At 61.5% G+C, this 19,055-nt stretch carries 21 protein-coding genes; 20 read left to right on the forward strand and 1 reads right to left on the reverse strand.

Annotated features, from left to right (window positions below; genetic code table 11):
• Positions 1–182: 182 nt before the first annotated feature.
• The 8 genes from coaD to OOJ09_RS12555 all read left to right on the forward strand — a co-directional run bounded on the left by coaD (position 183) and on the right by OOJ09_RS12555 (position 5,560).
• Complete coding sequence (gene coaD / locus OOJ09_RS12520) at positions 183–683, forward strand: pantetheine-phosphate adenylyltransferase (protein WP_091574972.1); 501 nt, start codon at positions 183–185, stop codon at positions 681–683.
• 110 nt (positions 684–793) lie between these two features.
• Positions 794–1,288, forward strand: a complete 495-nt coding sequence (locus OOJ09_RS12525) for a peptidylprolyl isomerase (protein ID WP_269905652.1) — start codon at positions 794–796, stop codon at positions 1,286–1,288.
• 27 nt (positions 1,289–1,315) lie between these two features.
• On the forward strand, positions 1,316–1,828 hold the full coding sequence (locus OOJ09_RS12530) for a peptidylprolyl isomerase (protein WP_269905510.1): 513 nt from the start codon (positions 1,316–1,318) through the stop codon (positions 1,826–1,828).
• Between the two features lie 12 nt (positions 1,829–1,840).
• Positions 1,841–2,290: a DMT family transporter gene (locus tag OOJ09_RS12535; protein ID WP_269905511.1), complete on the forward strand. Its 450-nt coding sequence runs from the start codon at positions 1,841–1,843 to the stop codon at positions 2,288–2,290.
• Positions 2,290–3,378: a tRNA preQ1(34) S-adenosylmethionine ribosyltransferase-isomerase QueA gene (gene queA, locus OOJ09_RS12540; RefSeq protein ID WP_269905512.1), complete on the forward strand. Its 1,089-nt coding sequence runs from the start codon at positions 2,290–2,292 to the stop codon at positions 3,376–3,378. Before OOJ09_RS12535 ends, queA begins: the two co-directional genes overlap by 1 nt.
• On the forward strand, positions 3,368–3,637 hold the full coding sequence (locus tag OOJ09_RS12545) for a hypothetical protein (protein WP_269905513.1): 270 nt from the start codon (positions 3,368–3,370) through the stop codon (positions 3,635–3,637). Before queA ends, OOJ09_RS12545 begins: the two co-directional genes overlap by 11 nt.
• The gene (gene tgt, locus OOJ09_RS12550) at positions 3,630–4,760 is read left to right on the forward strand and encodes a tRNA guanosine(34) transglycosylase Tgt (RefSeq protein WP_269905514.1); all 1,131 of its coding nucleotides are present in this window, start codon (positions 3,630–3,632) and stop codon (positions 4,758–4,760) included. The genes OOJ09_RS12545 and tgt overlap by 8 nt, the downstream gene beginning before the upstream one ends.
• A gap of 74 nt (positions 4,761–4,834) precedes the next feature.
• Complete coding sequence (locus OOJ09_RS12555) at positions 4,835–5,560, forward strand: SDR family NAD(P)-dependent oxidoreductase (RefSeq protein ID WP_269905515.1); 726 nt, start codon at positions 4,835–4,837, stop codon at positions 5,558–5,560.
• Positions 5,561–5,571: 11 nt separating this feature from the next.
• Here the strand turns inward: OOJ09_RS12555 and OOJ09_RS12560 are convergent, their stop codons facing one another.
• Positions 5,572–5,991 (reverse strand): DUF4864 domain-containing protein, encoded by a 420-nt coding sequence (locus OOJ09_RS12560; RefSeq protein ID WP_269905516.1) that lies wholly within the window; start codon positions 5,989–5,991, stop codon positions 5,572–5,574.
• A 399-nt stretch (positions 5,992–6,390) separates the two neighbouring features.
• Here OOJ09_RS12560 and OOJ09_RS12565 point away from each other — a divergent pair, with 399 nt between their 5' ends.
• The 12 genes from OOJ09_RS12565 to OOJ09_RS12620 all read left to right on the forward strand — a co-directional run bounded on the left by OOJ09_RS12565 (position 6,391) and on the right by OOJ09_RS12620 (position 19,016).
• Positions 6,391–6,627, forward strand: a complete 237-nt coding sequence (locus OOJ09_RS12565) for an Lrp/AsnC ligand binding domain-containing protein (RefSeq protein ID WP_091574954.1) — start codon at positions 6,391–6,393, stop codon at positions 6,625–6,627.
• A 313-nt stretch (positions 6,628–6,940) separates the two neighbouring features.
• On the forward strand, positions 6,941–8,353 hold the full coding sequence (locus tag OOJ09_RS12570) for a circularly permuted type 2 ATP-grasp protein (protein ID WP_167364903.1): 1,413 nt from the start codon (positions 6,941–6,943) through the stop codon (positions 8,351–8,353).
• Positions 8,354–8,374: 21 nt separating this feature from the next.
• Positions 8,375–9,316: an alpha-E domain-containing protein gene (locus tag OOJ09_RS12575; protein ID WP_269905517.1), complete on the forward strand. Its 942-nt coding sequence runs from the start codon at positions 8,375–8,377 to the stop codon at positions 9,314–9,316.
• A gap of 85 nt (positions 9,317–9,401) precedes the next feature.
• Positions 9,402–10,196 carry a transglutaminase family protein gene (locus OOJ09_RS12580; RefSeq protein WP_269905518.1) on the forward strand — a complete coding sequence of 265 codons (795 nt, stop codon included), beginning with the start codon at positions 9,402–9,404 and terminating at the stop codon, positions 10,194–10,196.
• Positions 10,197–10,226: 30 nt separating this feature from the next.
• Positions 10,227–10,958, forward strand: coding sequence for a peptidase (locus OOJ09_RS12585; RefSeq protein WP_269905519.1), 732 nt, complete (start codon positions 10,227–10,229; stop codon positions 10,956–10,958).
• 97 nt (positions 10,959–11,055) lie between these two features.
• Positions 11,056–12,468 (forward strand): pyridoxal phosphate-dependent decarboxylase family protein, encoded by a 1,413-nt coding sequence (locus tag OOJ09_RS12590; RefSeq protein ID WP_269905520.1) that lies wholly within the window; start codon positions 11,056–11,058, stop codon positions 12,466–12,468.
• 128 nt (positions 12,469–12,596) lie between these two features.
• Complete coding sequence (locus tag OOJ09_RS12595) at positions 12,597–13,364, forward strand: DeoR/GlpR family DNA-binding transcription regulator (RefSeq protein ID WP_269905521.1); 768 nt, start codon at positions 12,597–12,599, stop codon at positions 13,362–13,364.
• A gap of 137 nt (positions 13,365–13,501) precedes the next feature.
• Positions 13,502–15,028: a glycerol-3-phosphate dehydrogenase gene (gene glpD / locus OOJ09_RS12600; protein ID WP_269905522.1), complete on the forward strand. Its 1,527-nt coding sequence runs from the start codon at positions 13,502–13,504 to the stop codon at positions 15,026–15,028.
• Between the two features lie 42 nt (positions 15,029–15,070).
• Complete coding sequence (locus tag OOJ09_RS12605) at positions 15,071–16,150, forward strand: ABC transporter ATP-binding protein (protein ID WP_269905523.1); 1,080 nt, start codon at positions 15,071–15,073, stop codon at positions 16,148–16,150.
• A gap of 9 nt (positions 16,151–16,159) precedes the next feature.
• Complete coding sequence (locus OOJ09_RS12610) at positions 16,160–17,227, forward strand: ABC transporter ATP-binding protein (RefSeq protein ID WP_269905524.1); 1,068 nt, start codon at positions 16,160–16,162, stop codon at positions 17,225–17,227.
• Positions 17,228–18,094 carry a carbohydrate ABC transporter permease gene (locus OOJ09_RS12615; protein ID WP_269905525.1) on the forward strand — a complete coding sequence of 289 codons (867 nt, stop codon included), beginning with the start codon at positions 17,228–17,230 and terminating at the stop codon, positions 18,092–18,094.
• Positions 18,095–18,197: 103 nt separating this feature from the next.
• Complete coding sequence (locus tag OOJ09_RS12620) at positions 18,198–19,016, forward strand: carbohydrate ABC transporter permease (RefSeq protein ID WP_420107510.1); 819 nt, start codon at positions 18,198–18,200, stop codon at positions 19,014–19,016.
• The last annotated feature ends 39 nt before the right edge of the window (positions 19,017–19,055 follow it).

Raw genomic sequence — 19,055 nt, forward strand, 5'->3', positions numbered from 1 at the left:
CTGCGCCTTATAACGGATAGATGGGATTTTGGTTTCATCTTATTAGGGTGCAACCTAGTGAACGCTGCGTGAAGGCTTCGTGATCAGCGTGTTCATCTGTCGTTCACGCGCCGGAAAAGGTTCACGGCCGGCACACCAATCAGATTTGCCTTTGCGAGAGAGGCTCGCTAGAAGCACCAGCCATGATCGAACGCATCGCCCTCTATGCCGGCTCCTTCGACCCGTTGACCAACGGCCATCTCGACGTGCTGAAGGCGTCGCTGGCCGTGGCCGACATCGTTTATGCGGCGATCGGCATCCATCCCGGCAAGACACCGCTGTTTTCCTTCGAGGAACGGGTGAGGCTGATCGAGACGGCTGCCAATGCGGAATTCGGCCACGATGGCGCCCGCATCAAGGTTGTCGCCTTCGACGGGCTGGTCATCGATGCCGCCAGGAAACAGGGCGCCTCGATCATGATCCGCGGCCTGCGCGACGGCACCGACCTCGACTATGAGATGCAGATGGCCGGCATGAACGAGACCATGGCGCCTGAGCTGCAGACGGTTTTTCTGCCCGCCAGTCCCTCCGTGCGCACCATTACCGCCACACTTGTCCGCCAGATTGCTTCGATGGGAGGCGATATCCGCCCCTTCGTGCCGGCGGCGGTTGCCGGTGCGCTCACCGCCAAATTCGCAAAATAAGTTCCTCGGAGAAGATCATGCAGCTGAAGAAGCTCGCCTCGTTCCTCATTGTGCTGGCCGGTCTGGTGACCGCATCGGTTTCGGCTTTCGCCGCAGATCCGGAAAACACCATGATCATCACGCTGAAGGACGGCGACGTCACCATTGCGCTGAGGCCCGACCTCGCGCCCAAGCATGTCGCCCAGATCAAGAAGCTGGTGCGCCAGGGCGCCTATGACGATGTCGCCTTCCACCGCGTCATCGACGGCTTCATGGCACAGACCGGCGACGTCAAGTTCGGCAACATGAAGAAAGGCTTCAGCGCGGAGGCCGTCGGCACCGGCGGCTCCGATCTGCCCGACCTGCCGGCCGAATTCTCGCAAACCGAGCACTATAAGCGCGGCGTGGTCGGCATGGCCCGCTCGCAGGACCCCAACTCCGCCAATTCGCAGTTCTTCATCATGTTCGCGCCAGCGCCGCCGCTCGATGGCCAGTACACCATCGTCGGCAATGTCGTCAGCGGCATGGAACTGGTGGACCATATCAAGAAGGGCGACGAAGCGGACAACGGTACGGTCACCGATCCCGACCGGATGATCAAAGTGCGCATCGCCGCCGACAAATAAATCTGTTTTCTCAAAAGGATATCTGACATGGCCGAAATCAAGGACCGCGAGAACGCGCTCATCATGGAAACGACCAAGGGCAAGGTCGTCATTGAACTTTTCCCCGACCTGGCACCCGGCCACGTTGCCCGCATCAAGGAACTGGCCCGCGAAGGCGCCTATGACGGCGTGGTCTTCCACCGCGTCATCGAGGGCTTCATGGCGCAGACCGGCGACGTCAAGTTCGGCAATTCCAGCAAGCCCACATTTGCCCCGTCCCAGGCTGGCATGGGCGGCTCCGAGAAGCCGGACCTGAAGGCCGAATTCTCCAACGCCAACCATGGCCGCGGCACCTGCTCGATGGCCCGTTCGCAGAACCCGAACTCGGCCAACTCGCAGTTCTTCATCTGCTTCGACGATGCCGCATTCCTCAACCGCCAGTACACGGTCTGGGGCCAGGTCATCGAAGGCATGGATAATGTCGACAAGATCAAGCGCGGCGAGCCGGTGCAGGATCCCGACAAGATCGTGTCGCTGAAGGTCGCGGCAGACGTCAAGTAAGGCGAAACGACAATGATGGGCGTCGTCTGGTCGCTTCTCGGCATCCTGTCCGGCGCCTTCATCGCCATTCAGGCGCCGATCAACTCGCAGTTGGCGCGCGGCCTGGGGCTCCCGGTCGCGGCGGCGGCCTTTTCGTTCCTGTCGGGCGCGGTCGTGCTCGGCATCATTTCCGTCCTGGTGGTGAAGCTGCAAGGCATTTCGCTCGACTGGAAGGCGCCGGCACCATGGCTGTTCGTGGCCGGCGGCATGCTCGGCGGCTTCTATGTCACGCTGTCGACGATCCTGACGCCGCGCATCGGTGCCGCTGCCCTGATGGCGTTTCTCGTGGCCGGCCAGTTGCTGGCCGGCATGCTCATCGACCGTGTCGGCTTCCTGGGCGTCGCGGTGCGTGAGATCTCGCTCGGCCGCGTCGCTGGCGCGGTGCTGCTGCTGGCCGGAGCGCTGCTCGTCCGGCTCTACTGATGCGCGTTGATCTCTTTGACTTTGATCTGCCGGAGGAGCGCATCGCGCTGCGCCCGGCAGAGCCGCGCGATCGCGCCAGGATGCTGGTGGTCAAGCCCGGCGAGGGGCTCGATGACCGGACGGTTGGCGATTTGCCTTCCTTGCTCCGCACCGGCGACGTGCTGGTTTTCAACGACACCAAGGTTATTCCGGCTCAACTCAAAGGCTTCAGACGGCGCGGCGAAGCGGTGGCGCAAGTCGAAGCCACGCTGCACATGCGCATGGCTCCGGATCGCTGGCTGGCCTTCATGCGGCCGGGCAAGCGCATTGCCGCCGGCGACCGCATCCATTTCGGCCATGACGGCAATTCCTGTTTCCTCGGCCAGCTCGATGCCACGGTGATCGAGAAAGGCGAGGGCGGCGAGGCACTGCTTGGCTTCGATCTGTCGGGGCCCTTCCTGGACGAAGCACTGCATGCGGTCGGCCACATTCCGCTGCCGCCGTATATCGCCTCGAAGCGCGACGACGACGAGCGTGACCGAGCTGACTACCAGACCATCTACGCCAGGGAAGAAGGCGCCGTTGCGGCGCCCACGGCGGGCCTGCATTTCACGCCGGAGCTTTTTGCGGCTCTTGATGCCAGGGGTGTCGAACGCCGCTTCGTCACTCTTCATGTCGGTGCCGGCACGTTCCTGCCGGTGAAGGCAGACGACACCGCCGACCACAAGATGCATGCCGAGATCGGTTCGGTCAGCGAGGCCACCGCCGACGCGCTGAACGCGGCCAAGGCGAGGGGCGGGCGCATCGTCGCCGTCGGCACGACCTCGCTGCGCCTGCTGGAGAGTGCCGCGCGTGAGGACGGCACTCTGGCTGCCTGGTCCGGCCCGACCGACATCTTCATCACGCCCGGCTACCGCTTTCGCACCGCCGATATGCTGATGACCAATTTCCATCTGCCGCGCTCGACGCTGTTCATGCTGGTTTCGGCCTTCAGCGGCCTCGACACGATGCGCGCGGCCTATGCGCATGCCATCGAGAACCGCTACAGATTCTATTCCTATGGCGACGCAAGCCTGCTTTATCGAGCGGAGACGAGCGATGGACGATGATCTCGACGGCCTGGACCGCGACGCACTGATCGTGGAAATCAGGAAATTGCGCGCCGGCATTCGCCAGCATCGTGATGCCACCGGGCATGACCTCTGTTGGCATCATCCCGACCTGTGGAACCTTTTGCCAGAAAAGATCGAGCCGGCGATCGCCGTGCCGCCGTGGCCAAAATTCATGCGGGGCTGCATCCGCTACCGCCAGTCGCTCGACGAACAGGCTGCGGGCGCGCCGCTACATGACAAGGAATTCAATGGCTAAGCCGTTCACCTTCAAGGTTCTGGCGACCGACGGCAAGGCGCGGCGCGGTGTGATCGACATGCCGCGCGGCGAGATCCGCACGCCGGCCTTCATGCCGGTCGGCACCGGCGGCACGGTCAAGGCGATGTACATGGACCAGGTCCGTGGCGTTGGCGCCGACATCATCCTCGGCAACACCTACCATCTCATGCTGCGGCCCGGCGCGGAGCGTGTGGCGCGGCTCGGCGGCTTGCATGAATTCGCCCGCTGGCCGCATCCCATCCTGACCGACAGCGGCGGCTTCCAGGTGATGTCGCTGTCGAAACTGCGAAAGCTGACCGAGAAGGGCGTCACCTTCCGCTCGCATATCGACGGCGCGGCCTACGAGATGTCGCCGGAGCGCTCGATCGAGATCCAGGGGCTGCTCGATTCCGATATCCAGATGCAACTCGACGAATGCACGGCGCTGCCGGCCGAGATGAAGGAGATCGAGCGCGCGATGGAGCTATCGCTGCGCTGGGCCGAGCGCTGCAAGACGGCCTTTGGCGACCAGCCGGACAAGGCAATGTTCGGCATCGTGCAAGGCGGCGACAACGCGGCCCTCAGGCTGCGGTCGGCGCAGGCGCTTAGCGCGATGGAGTTGAAGGGCTATGCCGTTGGTGGCCTGGCCGTCGGCGAGCCGCAAGCAGTGATGCTCGAGATGCTCGACATCACCTGTCCGGAACTGCCGGCGGACAAGCCACGCTATCTGATGGGCGTCGGCACGCCGGACGACATCCTGAAATCGGTGGCGCGCGGCATCGACATGTTCGATTGCGTTATGCCGACACGGGCCGGCCGCCATGGCCTGGCCTACACCAGGCGCGGCAAGGTCAATCTGCGCAACGCCCGCCATGCCGACGATCCGCGCCCGCTCGACGAGGAAAGCGACTGCCCCGCCGCCCGGGATTACTCACGCGCCTATCTGCACCATCTGGTGCGCTCGCAAGAGGCGCTCGGCGCCATGCTTTTGACCTGGAACAATCTTTCCTATTATCAAAAGCTCATGCAGGACATCCGCGTCGCGATCGAAGCCGGCGGCTTCGAGACGCGCACGGCGGAGATTTCCGAAGGCTGGGCGAGGGGCGATATTCCTGCCCTTTGAATGAAGCATGCGTCTGCTTGACAAGGATTGACGGGTCGACTGTCCGGACGCAGAGTCCGGTCGGGGGTCAAGCCATGACCGTGACGTACGACTTTGGCGGCAAGACCGCGATCGTGACTGGCGGATCAAGGGGGATCGGCAAAGCCATTGCCGTACAGTTGATGCTGTCCGGTGCCGATGTCTGGATATGGGATGCAGATCCCTTGCCTCTCGATGGCGCTCATTGCCAGACTGTCGACGTGACCAAGGCACACCAGATAAAGGACGCCTTGGCTGCGGTCACAGCCGAAGACAGGCGGATCGATATCGTCATCAACAATGCAGGCTACCTTGGCAGCTATCGCGGGTTCGATGCCTTCGATCCGACCGAGTGGCAACGGATCGTCGGCGTCAACCTGATGGGCGTTTTCGAAGTCACGCACCAGGTTCTGCCGATCATGCGCAAGGCCAGGAGTGGTCGTATCGTCAATATGGGTTCACTGGCTGGCAAGGAAGGACTGCCGAACCTCGCAGCCTATTCCGCGGCAAGCGCAGGTGTCATTGCCTTCACGAAAGCATTGTCGCGCGAGGTCAGTGACACCGATATCCGCGTCAATTGCGTCGCGCCGGGGCCGATCGATACCGAGCTCATCAGGCGCCTTGGCAACGATGTCGTCAACGACATGATCAACGCCAGTCCGCTCAGGCGCCTCGGCTCCGCGGATGAAGTCGCGGCATTGGTGCTTTGGCTATGCTCCGATGCCAGCTCGTTCAACACTGGGGCGGTGTTCGACATGTCGGGCGGCAGAGCGCGCTATTGAGCCTTCTCTGCTCAGGTGCTGAGCGAATTCGACGCGCGCAGGCTGCAGCCAGTGATCTGGAACGTACCGTCGGGCTGTTGCTGCAGTGTGTAGACTGCCTCGTAGTCCTTGCCGTCCGGCCCAACGATCAGCACCTGCTGGACGATCGAACCCGGGCTCGTCTCCTCGACCTTGCCGAAGGAGTAGGTCTGTGGCTTGCGCACCGGCGGGTAGCCGTTGGTCACCATGTTCATGAAGGTGTCGACGGTCGGGAAGATCTGCTTCACGTTGGGCGCCGCGAAACTGTAGGCGGTGGCGCCGTCATTGGCGATGAACGCTTTCAACTGGCCGTCGATGGCTGCTTGCGCCGCCTTGACCTCTGTATCGCCGGCAAACGCCGACGAGGCCAGGATGAGCGGAACGAACGCGAATGCGAAAAACATGCGGCGCATGGCCTGTCTCCGTTGCCCTCGAAAAGCCGCCTCCAGAAAAACTGTTCCAGGAGGCATCCTAACATACGCTTGGCGACGGTTCACGGTTTCAGCGGGATCGAATATTCGTCCAGCCTCGGCGTATTTCCTGTGGTTGAGCTTCCATCAAGGCGGGTCGCTCGTCGTGGTCCGGGGCGGGAGCGTGCAAGCCATGGGACGAATGATGTTCACACAGCCCGTCGACCGGCGCCCTTTTTGCTGAAGGGTGCTGCCAGCCTTGCCGTCTTGGCCGCTTTGCCGGCCTGGGCGGAGAATTCTCCGACGGTCAGCGCTGGCCGAGTACGGATTCCAGCGCTTGAAAGCCCGCCTCCAGTCTGCCAGAAGGGCCGCTTGGACTTGGAAGTTTAGCGGGACGAAGCCATGAAGGCGTTTTTCGTGCAGATCAAATGCGAGCTGGGCAAATCCTATGAGGTTGCCAGCGCGCTCGCCGATGCCGAGATCGCCTCGGAAATCTACTCCACCGCCGGCAACTACGATCTGCTCGCCAAATTCTATGTCGACGATGAGGAAGACGTCGGGCATTTCGTCAACGAGAAGGTGCAGGTTCTCCCCGGCATCAAGGACACGTTCACCGTCGTCACGTTCCGCGCCTTCTAGAGCCTGTTCGATCCCGATGGAATCGGGATGGCTCTATCTGTCTGTTCGAGCATGATCTCTGGATAAACGGGAACCGTTTGTCCGAGAAAACCGGATTCCACTTTTTGCTGACGCGGTCCTTCGGTTCGGGATCATGCTCTGACCGCTGAGCGCACTTGCCCTGGCACGAGGCAAAGCCTGACCAAGGTCGTATTTCAGCTGCCTCAATTTTAGGCAGCCCCGACATACTGATCGCCCGCATCCCCCAAATCACCGATTGCGCTTGATTTTCTGCGGCGACGCCAGTGAAATGGCGTCACAGGGGAGTATGCGATTGGCAGCGTTCGACGAAATGCTTCCGGAAGTCTCCGGATTGAGAAGACCATATTCGGCTTATGATCGCTGGCTGAAGGAGCAGGATCCAGCCAGGCTTACCGAGAAGATGCAGGACGCAGAACGCGTCTTCCGCAAGACCGGCATCACCTTCGCCGTCTATGGCGAGCAGGAAGCATCCGAACGGCTGATCCCGTTCGATATCGTTCCACGCATCATTTCAGGCAATGAATGGAGACGCCTCACGCAGGGCATCGAGCAGCGCGTGCAGGCGCTGAATGCTTTCCTCGACGATATCTACCATCGCCAGGAAATCCTGCGCGCCGGGCGCGTCCCCACGGAGTTGATCGCCAGGAACGAGGCTTTTCTGCCGGAAATGATTGGCGTGCGGCCGCCGGCCGGCGTCTACACCCACATTATCGGCGTCGACATCGTCCGCATCAGCGAGGACGAATTCTACGTGCTGGAGGACAACGCACGCACACCGTCGGGCGTCTCCTACATGCTGGAAAACCGTGAGACGATGATGCAGCTGTTCCCCGAGTTGTTCCAGAAGATCAAGGTGCGGCCGGTGGAGAACTACCCGCAGCTTCTGCGCCAATCGCTGGCGGCGGTGCGCCCGCAAGGCACCAAGGGAGCGCCTACCATCGCCGTGCTGACGCCCGGCAGCTACAATTCCGCCTATTTCGAACACGCCTTCCTTGCCGACCAGATGGGCGTTCAATTGGTCGAGGGCCAGGATTTGCGCGTCGTCGACGGCCATGTCGCGATGCGCACCACCGAAGGCTACAAGCAGATCGACGTGCTCTATCGTCGCGTCGATGATTCTTTCCTCGATCCGCTGACCTTCCGGCCGGATTCGGCGCTTGGCGTTCCCGGCATCATGGATGTCTACCGGGCCGGCAACATCACCATTGCCAACGCACCGGGAACCGGCATCGCCGACGACAAGGCGATCTATTCCTACATGCCCGAGATCGTCGAGTTCTATACCGGCCGCAAGGCGATCCTCGGCAACATCCCGACCTGGCGCTGTTCCGAGCCCGACAGTCTGAAATACGTGCTCGAGCACATCCACGAACTGGTGATCAAGGAAGTGCATGGCTCCGGCGGCTACGGCATGCTGGTCGGCCCGGCGGCGACCAAGAAGGAGTGCGAGGCTTTTGCCAAGAAACTCCAGGCAAAACCCTCGAACTACATCGCCCAGCCGACACTGGCGCTGTCGACCTGCCCGATCCTGACCGACAAGGGGCTGGCGCCGCGCCATGTCGATCTCAGGCCTTACGTGCTGGTCTCCGACCGCATCCAGATCGTGCCCGGCGGGCTGACGCGCGTCGCGCTCAAGGAAGGCTCGCTGGTTGTCAATTCCTCGCAGGGCGGCGGCACCAAGGACACATGGGTGCTGGATGACTGATTTTCATTTGAAGGTTTTTGGATGCTTTTAGGCCGGACCGCCAACGGGCTTTACTGGATGAACCGCTATATCGAGCGGGCCGAGAATATGGCGCGCCTGGTTGACGCCGGATTGCGCATGGCGCTGACCCGCACGCAGAGCGCCTCGGAAGAGTGGAGTTCGGTGCTGCTCAGCGCCGGTTCGGACGTCACCTTCAGCCAGAAATATTCTGACTATACCGCCGCCAATGTCGCCGACTTCCTGCTGCGCGATACGTCGAACCCATCGAGCACGATGGCGGCGATCGAGACAGCCCGCAACAATGCCCGCATGGTGCGCACCGCGCTGACGCGCGAAACCTGGGAAAGCATCAACGAAGCCTGGATGGCGCTGAAACGGATGCTGGCCAAGCCTATCGACGAGCGTGACCTGCCCAGCGTGCTCGACGCTATCAAGCGCGAGACGGCGCTGATCCGCGGCTCGTTCTACGGCACCATGCTGCGCAACGAGATTTTCGACTTCTCGCAGCTCGGCACCTATGTCGAGCGCGCAGACAACACAGCACGCATTCTCGACGTGAAATACTATGTGCTGTTGCCGTCGATCTCCTGGGTCGGCTCGACGCTCGACAACTACCAGTGGGAATCGATCCTGCGCTCGGTGTCGGCGCACCGCTCCTACCGCTGGGTCTATGACGCCGACTACAAGCCAACCAACATTGCTGACTACCTGATCCTCAATGTCCGCATGCCGCGTTCTCTGACCTTCTGCTATCGCTTCCTGTGCGAACACCTGAAGTTCCTCGGCGACGACTACGGCGAACGTCACGCCTGCCACGCGACGGCCGAGAAGACGCAGACGATGCTGAGAGCCGGGTCGATCAAGGACATATTCGACGCCGGCCTGCATGAATTCCTGGCCGCCTTCATTCGCGACAACACCAAGCTCGGCAACGAGATCGCGCAGGATTACCGGTTCAATTGAGCGTGATCCCGAACCAAAGGACCGCGTCAGCGAAAAGTCGGAACCGGTTTTCGGACGAGATCATGCTCACAAACGGAAAAAAAGCATGCGGCTGAAGATCACCCACAGGACCGAGTACCGCTATGACGCGCCGGTGCAATATCTGTTGCAGCGGCTGCGGCTGCTTCCGGTCAGCGGATCGACGCAGACCGTTCTGTCCTGGGTTCTGGTCATCGAAGGCGCGCGCGAAGAGGTTCGTTTTGTCGACCATTTCGGCAACGATACACGGCTGTTGAGCGTCGAGGGCGAGCGTGACTTCATCACGGTGGAGGCAGCCGGCGAAGTGGTGACGCGCGACACCGCAGGCGTCTCCGGACCACATCAGGGCTTTACGCCGCTCTGGCTTTACAGCCATGAAACGCCGTTGACGGCGGTCGGCAGCGGCATTCGCGGACTCGCCGCATCGGTCGACAAGGGGACCGATATCGAAAGGCTGCACAGGCTGATGGCGATCATCGGTGAACGCGTCGCTTACACGCCGGGCAGCACAACCGCGACGACCCCGGCAGAGGAAGCCTTGGCGCTCAAGAGCGGTGTCTGCCAGGATCACACCCATATCTTTGCCGCCGCCGCGCGCGTCATGGGCTTTCCGGTCCGTTACGTCAGCGGTTATCTGATGCTGGACGCGACGGTTGAGCAGGCGGCAAGTCATGCCTGGGCCGAGGCGCATGTCGCGGGACTTGGCTGGGTTGCTTTCGATGCCGCCAACGGCATCTCTCCAGACGAACGCTATGTAAAGGTGGCAACCGGTCGGGACTACCGCGACGCCACACCGGTGTCGGGGATTCGACTGGGACAGGCGGAAGAACAGCTTGCGGTCACCGTCACGGTGGAGCAGTAATCCCCCAGGATTGCAGCTAGAAGAGAATCCATGACCTATTGCGTCGGCCTGAAGATCGATCGTGGGCTCGTGTTCATGTCGGACACCCGCACCAATGCCGGCATGGATTCGATCTCCACCTTCAAGAAGATGCATGTCTGGGAAGAGCCCGGCGAGCGCGTCATCGTCTTGATGTCGGCCGGCAACCTGGCGACGACGCAGGCGGTGGTCAGCCTGCTCGACGAGCGCACCAAGGCTATCTCCGAGCGACACTCCACTTTGCTGGAAACGCCGTCCATGTACCAGACGGTGCGGATGGTCGGCGATACCGTCAAGGAGGTGATCGCCGGTTCGTCACCGGCCGGCGAAAAGGCGGATTCCTACTTCAATGCTTCCTTCATTCTCGGCGGTCAGATCAAGGGCAGCGAGCCGCGGCTTTTCATGATCTATCCCGAGGGCAATTTCATCGAATCGACCGACGACACGCCTTTCTTCCAGATTGGCGAGACCAAATACGGCAAGCCGATCATCATCCGCGCCTATGAAAAGACGATGAGCCTTGCCGAGACGGTGAAGCTGCTTCTGGTGTCGTTCGATTCGACGCTGAAGTCGAATTTGTCCGTCGGCCTGCCGCTCGACATGCTTTTCCTGGAAAAGGATGCTTTCAAGGTCGGGTTGAAGAGGCGGATCGGCCAGGACGACCAGTATTACCGCACCATCTCGGACGGCTGGTCCAACGCATTGAAGACGGCCTTTGCCAGCCTGCCGGATTTCCCTGGCTAGGGGCGCCTGGCTGGCGGTTGCTTGTATTTCAAATGTATTGATCTTGAAGAAGCCAACCGCGACGGATGGCGGCGAGGGATCATGTCGGGAGGACAAGATGAACAACGATGAATTCCGGCATTGGTCGCTGCGCGCCGCTGACTGGGGCGCCGACTACCGCAACACACTGCGCGAGCGGCCGGTGCGGCCGCTGGTCAAGCCCGGTGACATTTTCAGAAGCATCGAAGCTTCGCCGCCTGAAGACGCGGAGCCGATGGACAGGATCTTCGCGGACTTCGAGGAGAAGGTTCTGCCGGGGATGACGCATTGGCAGCATCCACGCTTTTTCGCCTATTTCCCTGCGAATGCCGCGCCGGTCTCGGTGGTGGCGGAGTATCTGGTGTCGGCGATGGCCGCCCAATGCATGTTGTGGCAGACCTCGCCGGCGGCGACCGAACTCGAAACGCGCACCGTCGACTGGATGCGCCAGGCGCTCGGCCTGCCGGAAGGCTTCTCGGGGGTGATCCAGGATTCGGCCTCGTCGGCGACACTGGCAGCGGTATTGACCATGCGCGAGCGGGCGCTCGACTGGCAAGGCAACAAAAGGGGACTGGCCGGGCAGGCGAGATTGCGCATCTATTCGTCGGACCAGGTGCACACCTCGATCGACCGGGCAATCTGGGTATCGGGCATCGGCGAGGACAATCTCGCACGAATCCCGGTCGCCGGCCGTTTTCGCGCCATGGATACCGCGGCTCTCGAAGCGGCAATCGTTGCCGACCGGCAAGCCGGAATGCAGCCCGCGGGCATCATCGCCTGCGTTGGCGGTACCAGCACAGGCGGCACCGACGACATTGCCGCGATGGCAGAGGTGGCGAAACGGCACGGGCTCTATCTTCACGTCGATGCGGCATGGGCGGGATCGGCGATGATCTGCCCGGAGTACCGGCATTTCTGGGCCGGCGTCGAAGGCGCCGATTCGATCGTCTTCAATCCACACAAATGGCTGGGCGCGCAGTTCGACTGTTCGATCCAGTTCCTGCGCGATCCCGAAAGCCATGTCAGGACGCTGGCCATCAAGCCGGACTATCTGAAGACCCACGGCCATGACGGCATCATCAACTATTCCGAATGGTCGGTACCGCTGGGCCGGCGCTTCCGCGCGCTCAAATTGTGGTTCCTGCTGCGTGCGCACGGGCTGGAAAACCTGCGGACGATGATCCGCAATCATGTGGCGTGGAGCGAGGGTGTTGCCGAGCGGCTGGCAAGGGAGGCGGACTTCGAGATCGTCAGCGAACCCATGCTGTCGTTGTTTTCGTTCCGGCACAAAGCTGCAACCAGCGCCGACGCAGACGAACACAATCTGCGATTGGTCAATGCGATCAACGATGATGGTCGCATCTATCTGACACAAACGAGGGTCGACGGAAGGGTGGCGATCCGGTTCCAGGTCGGCCAGTTCGAAGCGACCGCCGCCGACGTCGACGAGGCTTACGTCGTCATCACCGAAATCGCGCGCGGCATGACTTGATCGGGCCTGGTCGGGATTGCGTTGGCGTTTGCCTTTGCAATCATGTGATTTTCATTAGCCGGCTTATGCCTTTTCATCTATTTCGTTTTCGACTATAGACAAGAAAAACGAAAACGGGAGCTTGCCTTATGTATCTGTCGCCACGTCATGCCGAAATCATCCAGATGGCCAAGGACCACGGTCGCGTGCTGGTCGATGATCTGGCCAGCCATTTCAACGTGACGCCGCAGACCATACGCAAGGATCTCAACGACCTGTGCGACCAGCGGCTGCTTTCCCGCATCCATGGCGGCGCGTTGTTTCCATCCGGCATAGAGAACATGGAGTATGAGGCCAGGCGCAAGATCGCCGCCGAGGAGAAGGAGGCGATCGGCCGCGCGGCCGCAAGGCTGATTCCCGACAACGCCTCTCTGTTCATCAACATCGGCACGACGACGGAGGCGGTCAGCAAGGCGCTGCTGGATCACAGCGGCCTGATGGTCATCACAAATAATATCAATGTTGCCAATAGGATGCGCATATACCCTTCGATCGAGGTGGTGATCGCCGGCGGGGTAGTGCGCGGCTCCGATGGTGGCGTTGTCGGCGAAGCGGCGGTCGATTTCATCAGGCAGTTCAAGGTCGACTATGCCGTGATCGGCGCGTCGGCGATCGACCATGACGGCGCCTTGCTCGATTTCGACTTTCGCGAGGTCAAGGTGGCGCAAGCGATCATCGCCAATGCAAGGCACGTCATTCTGGTTTCCGACCAGACCAAGTTCGAGCGCACGGCGCCGGTGCGCATTGGCCATCTGTCGCAGGTCAACACTTTCATTACCGACCGTTGCGATATCCCGTCGGTGCGCAAGATCTGTCAGGAAGCGGAGGTTCAGCTCATCGAGACGTCGGTCGATTAGCGGCTTTCAGGGCGCCATCACGAGCCTCTCACGTGCTTGTGATATTTCGTTTGACATTCGTTCTCATTTCGAAATAATTCCGCCACGGTTTCGTAAAAAGCCAAAAATGGTGCAATGCGAAATCGTTGGAGGAACTTGTGGACGCATCTCCGATCCGTGACATTTTCGTCATAGGTGGCGGCATCAATGGTTGCGGCATCGCCCGCGATGCCGCCGGACGTGGCTTTTCCGTCTTTCTCGCCGAGATGAATGACCTGGCCAGCGGAACCTCCTCGGGCTCGACCAAGCTGATCCATGGCGGCCTGCGCTATCTTGAGTTCTATGAGTTTCGTTTGGTGCGTGAGGCGCTGATGGAACGCGAGGTTCTGTGGAAGAACGCTCCCCATATCATCTGGCCGATGCGTTTCGTGCTGCCCTATGCCAAGGGCCTCCGGCCCGCCTGGCTGATCAGGCTCGGTCTCTTTCTCTACGACCACATTGGCGGCCGCAAACTGCTGCCGGCGACCAGGACGCTGGATATGGCCAGGGACCCGGCCGGCAAACCGTTGAAACCGCTTTTCAAGAAGGCCTTTGAGTATTCGGATGGCTGGGTCAACGATGCGCGCCTGGTGGCGCTCAATGCCCGGGATGCCGCCGATCGTGGCGCAACGATCCGAACCCGCACGAAGGTGGTTGGAGCGCGCCGCGAAGGCGGCGTGTGGACAATCAAGATCGAGAACCTGCAGAACGGGGAGATCGAAGAGATCAAAGCACGGCTGCTGGTCAATGCCGCCGGACCATGGGTCGATCATGTGCTTTCCGGCGTCGTCGGCCTGAACGATGTGCACAATGTCCGCCTCGTGCAGGGCAGCCACATCGTCATCGCTAAGAAGTTCGACGATCCGCGCGCCTATTTCTTCCAGAACAAGGATGGCCGCATCATCTTCGCCATTCCTTACGAGGACGAATTCACGCTGATCGGCACCACCGACCAAGACTACCCCGGCGATCCGCACGACGTGAAGATCAGCGAGACCGAGATCGATTATCTGTGTGCCGCGGCGAGCGAGTATTTCGCGCAGCCGGTCAAGCGTTCGGACATCGTCTGGACCTATTCCGCCGTCCGTCCGCTTTACGACGACGGCGCCTCCAAGGCGCAGGAGGCAACGCGCGATTACGTGCTGAAGGCCGATGGCGGCGAGGGCACGGCCCCGATCGTCAACGCCTTCGGTGGCAAGATCACCACCTATCGCCGGCTGTCGGAATCGATGCTTGAGAAGATCGAGGGTTTCCTCGGCAAGCGTGGCAAGCCATGGACGGCAAATGCACCGCTGCCGGGCGGCGATTTTCCGGCGACCGGTTTTGACGCCGAAGTGGCGAAACTGAAGTCGGCCTACCCGTTCCTCGACGCGCGCTTGGCCCGCCGGCTGACCCGGCTTTACGGGACACGCGCCCGGACACTGCTCGGCCTTGCCAGGTCGAATGCCGATCTCGGCCGCTGCTTCGGCGCCGATCTCTACGAAGCCGAGGTGCGTTATCTCGTTGAAAACGAATGGGCCGTCACGGCCGAGGACGTGCTGTGGCGCAGGACCAAGCACGGCCTGCATCTGGGCCGCGAGCAGGCGGCGGCACTTGACGAATTCATGCGAGGAATAAGCCGGCGGCATGTCGCGGCCGCCGAATGAAGCGAGCTTGGAGCTGATGCATAAAGCCTGGGAGGAGGCGTCATGCTGGAACTGAGAAACGTCACCAAGACGGTCGGTGCGGCGGAGCAGATCCGCGATGTGTCGCTGACGCTTCAGCATGGCTCGCTCAACGTTCTGCTCGGACCCACGCTTTCCGGCAAGACCAGCCTGATGCGGCTGATGGCGGGTCTTGATGTGCCGACCTCCGGTTCGGTCTGGTTCGACGGCCAGAATGTCACCGGCGTGCCGGTGCAGAAGCGCAAGATCGCCATGGTCTACCAGCAGTTCATCAACTATCCGGCGATGACCGTCTACGAGAACATCGCCTCGCCGCTGAGGGTGGCTGGCGTCGAGCAGGCCAGGATCGACAGCCAGGTGCGGGAGGCTGCAGCGCTGCTCAAGCTGACGCCCTATCTCGACCGCACGCCGCTGAACCTGTCGGGTGGCCAGCAGCAGCGCACCGCGCTGGCGCGCGCCATCGTCAAGAATGCCAGCCTGGTGCTGCTCGACGAGCCGCTGGCCAATCTCGACTACAAATTGCGCGAGGAACTGCGCGCGGAGCTGCCGAGGATTTTCGCCGCCGCCGGCACCATCTTCGTCTACGCCACGACCGAGCCGCACGAGGCGCTGCTGCTCGGCGGCAACACGGCAACATTGTCCGAAGGCCGCATCACCCAGTTCGGACCGACCATCGACGTGTTCCGCAGGCCGATCGATCTGGTGACGGCCAGGACCTTCGCCGATCCGCCGCTCAACACCATCGTGCTGGCCAAGAAGAGCGCCGACTTCCTGCTGGAAGGTGGCGTCAAACTGCCGGTGCCCGCTGAGCTCGTCGGCATTGCCGATGGCAACTATACGGTCGGCTTCCAGCCGCATCATCTTTCGCTTGAACGGCCCAATGCCTCGGCGGTGCCGGTGCGGGCGAAGGTGACGATCACCGAGATCACCGGGTCGGAAAGTTTCATCCATCTCGACTTCGCCGACGTGCGCTGGGTTATGCTGACCCACGGCATTCGCGATTTCGAGACCGATGAGGTGGTCGACGTGTTCATCGATCCGCGCCACATCATGGTGTTCGACGAGCACGGTCGCGCCGTGACCGCACCCAAGCTGGCGGCATAGGAGGGCGATATGGCGCGCATCGACGTCAATCACATCCGCCATTCCTATCTGCCGAATCCGCGGAAGGATGCCGATTTCGCCTTGCGGGAAGTGCATCATACGTTCGAGGACGGCGGCGCTTATGCGCTGCTTGGGCCTTCCGGCTGCGGCAAGACCACGCTGCTCAACATCATTTCGGGCCTGCTTCATCCCTCGCACGGCCAGTTGCTGTTCAACGGCAGGGATGTGACCAGTCTGTCGACGCAGGAGCGCAACATCGCGCAGGTGTTCCAGTTCCCCGTCATCTACGACACCATGACCGTCTATGACAATCTGGCGTTCCCGCTGCGCAACCGCGGGGTTCCGGAAGCAGACGTAGACCGCAAGGTGCGCGAGACGCTGGAGATGATCGACCTGGCGTCCTGGGCGAAGAAGAAGGCGAGGGGCCTGACCGCCGACCAGAAGCAGAAGATATCGCTCGGCCGCGGTCTGGTGCGCTCCGACGTCAACGCCATCCTGTTCGACGAACCGCTGACCGTTATCGACCCGCACATGAAGTGGGTGCTGCGCTCGCAGTTGAAGCAGCTTCATCGCCGGTTCGGCTACACCATGGTCTATGTCACCCACGACCAGACCGAGGCGCTGACCTTCGCTGACCAGGTCGTGGTGATGTATGATGGCGGCATCGTCCAGATCGGCACGCCGGCGGAACTGTTCGAGCGGCCGCGCCACACCTTTGTCGGCTATTTCATCGGCTCTCCCGGCATGAACGTCATGCCGGTGGCGATCGACGGCAGGACGGCGACCCTCGGCTCGCAACGGATCGAGTTGCCGGGCGTGCCGAAAGCAGGCGGCGGTGCTGTCGAGCTTGGCATCCGTCCCGAATATGTGCGGCTCGGCCGCGAGGGCATGTCCGTATCCATCAGCAAGGTTGAGGATCTCGGCCGCCACAAGGTCGTGCGCGCCAGGCTGGAAGGCCGCGAAATCGCGGCGGTCATCGGCGAGGACGAGACGTTACCCGCCCATCCGAAGGTGCGGTTCGACCCTGCGGGCATCAACATCTATGCCGATTCCTGGCGTGTCGAGATGGGGGCATAGATGGACAAGACCTGGAACAACAAGGCTTGGTTCCTGGTGTTGCCGGTGCTGGTGCTGGTGGCATTCTCGGCCGTCATACCGCTGATGACCGTCGTCAACTATTCGGTGCAGGACACGTTCGGCAACAACGTCTTCTTCTGGGCAGGTACGGAGTGGTTCGAGGAACTGCTGTCGTCGCGCCGCTTCTGGGAGGCGATGGCCCGCAACCTGATTTTCTCATTCATCATCCTCGCCATCGAAGTGCCGCTCGGCATCTTCATCGCGCTCAACATGCCGAAGAAGGGCTGGGGCGTACCGGTCTGCCTGGTGCTTATGGCCTTGCCGCTGCTGATCCCGTGGAACGTCGTCGGCACCATCTGGCAGGTGTTCGGGCGCAACGACATCGGCCTGCTGGGCTACTACGTCAACGCGCTGGGCATCGACTTCAACTATGTGCAGGACCCGTTCGACGCCTGGGTCATCATCATCGTCATGGATGTCTGGCACTGGACCAGCCTCGTCGTGCTGCTTTGCTACGCCGGCCTGGTCTCCATCCCCGACGCCTTCTATCAGGCGGCCAAGATCGACGGTGCCTCGCGCTGGGCGGTGTTCCGCTACATCCAATTGCCCAAGATGCAGCGCGTTCTCCTGATCGCCGTGCTGCTGCGCTTCATGGACAGTTTCATGATCTACACCGAGCCTTTCGTCGTAACCGGCGGCGGTCCGGGCAATTCGACGACGTTCCTGTCGATCGACCTCGTCAAGACGGCGCTTGGCCAGTTCGACCTCGGTCCGGCCGCGGCCATGTCGCTTGTCTACTTCCTCATCATCCTCCTGTTGTCGTGGGTGTTCTACACCGTGATGACCAACTACGACGCGGAGCGCTGAGATGAGCGGCGCCAATGAACGGACCGAGCGGAATGCGATGAATGGATCCGCCGCCACGGAAGGTCTCGCCAGTTCGCTGTCGCATAGCGATCTCGACAGGCGCATGCGCCGGCGCGGCGAGGAATCGCGCTGGTGGTGGATCGTGCCAACGCTCTACATCATCCTGCTTTTGGTGCCGATCTACTGGCTCATCAACATGAGCTTCAAGACCAATGCGGAGATCGTCTCGTCGCTGACGCTCTACCCGCACGCGCCGACGATCGCCAACTACGTCACCATCTTCACCGATGCGTCCTGGTATTCGGGCTACATCAACTCGATCACCTATGTGGTGATGAACATGGTGATCTCGGTGGCCGCGGCATTGCCGGCCGCCTACGCTTTCTCGCGCTACCGCTTCCTTGGCGACAAGCATTTGTTCTTCTGGCTGCTGACCAACCGCATGGCGCCGCCGGCGGTGTTCGCGCTGCCGTTCTTCCAGCTCTACTCGGCCTTTGGCCTGATCGACACGCATATCGCTGTAGCGCTGGCGCACTGCCTGTTCAACGTGCCGCTGGCAGTGTGGATCCTCGAGGGCTTCATGTCGGGCGTGCCAAAGGAAATCGACGAGACCGCCTATATCGACGGCTATTCATTCCCGCGCTTCTTCGTCAGGATCTTCATGCCGCTGATCGCGAGCGGCATCGGCGTCGCCTGCTTCTTCTGCTTCATGTTCTCGTGGGTCGAATTGCTGATCGCGCGCACACTGACGACCACCTATGCCAAGCCGATCGCCGCCACAATGACGCGTACGGTTTCGGCCGCCGGCATGGATTGGGGCCTTCTCGCCGCCGCCGGTGTGCTGACGCTGATCCCCGGCGCGCTGGTCATCTGGTTCGTGCGCAACTACATCGCCAAGGGCTTCGCCCTGGGGAGGGTGTGATGAAACAAACGCATGAGTTCATCCGCAACACCATCGCCA

This window comes from Mesorhizobium qingshengii (genome assembly GCF_027563465.1).
GTDB lineage: Bacteria > Pseudomonadota > Alphaproteobacteria > Rhizobiales > Rhizobiaceae > Mesorhizobium > Mesorhizobium qingshengii_A.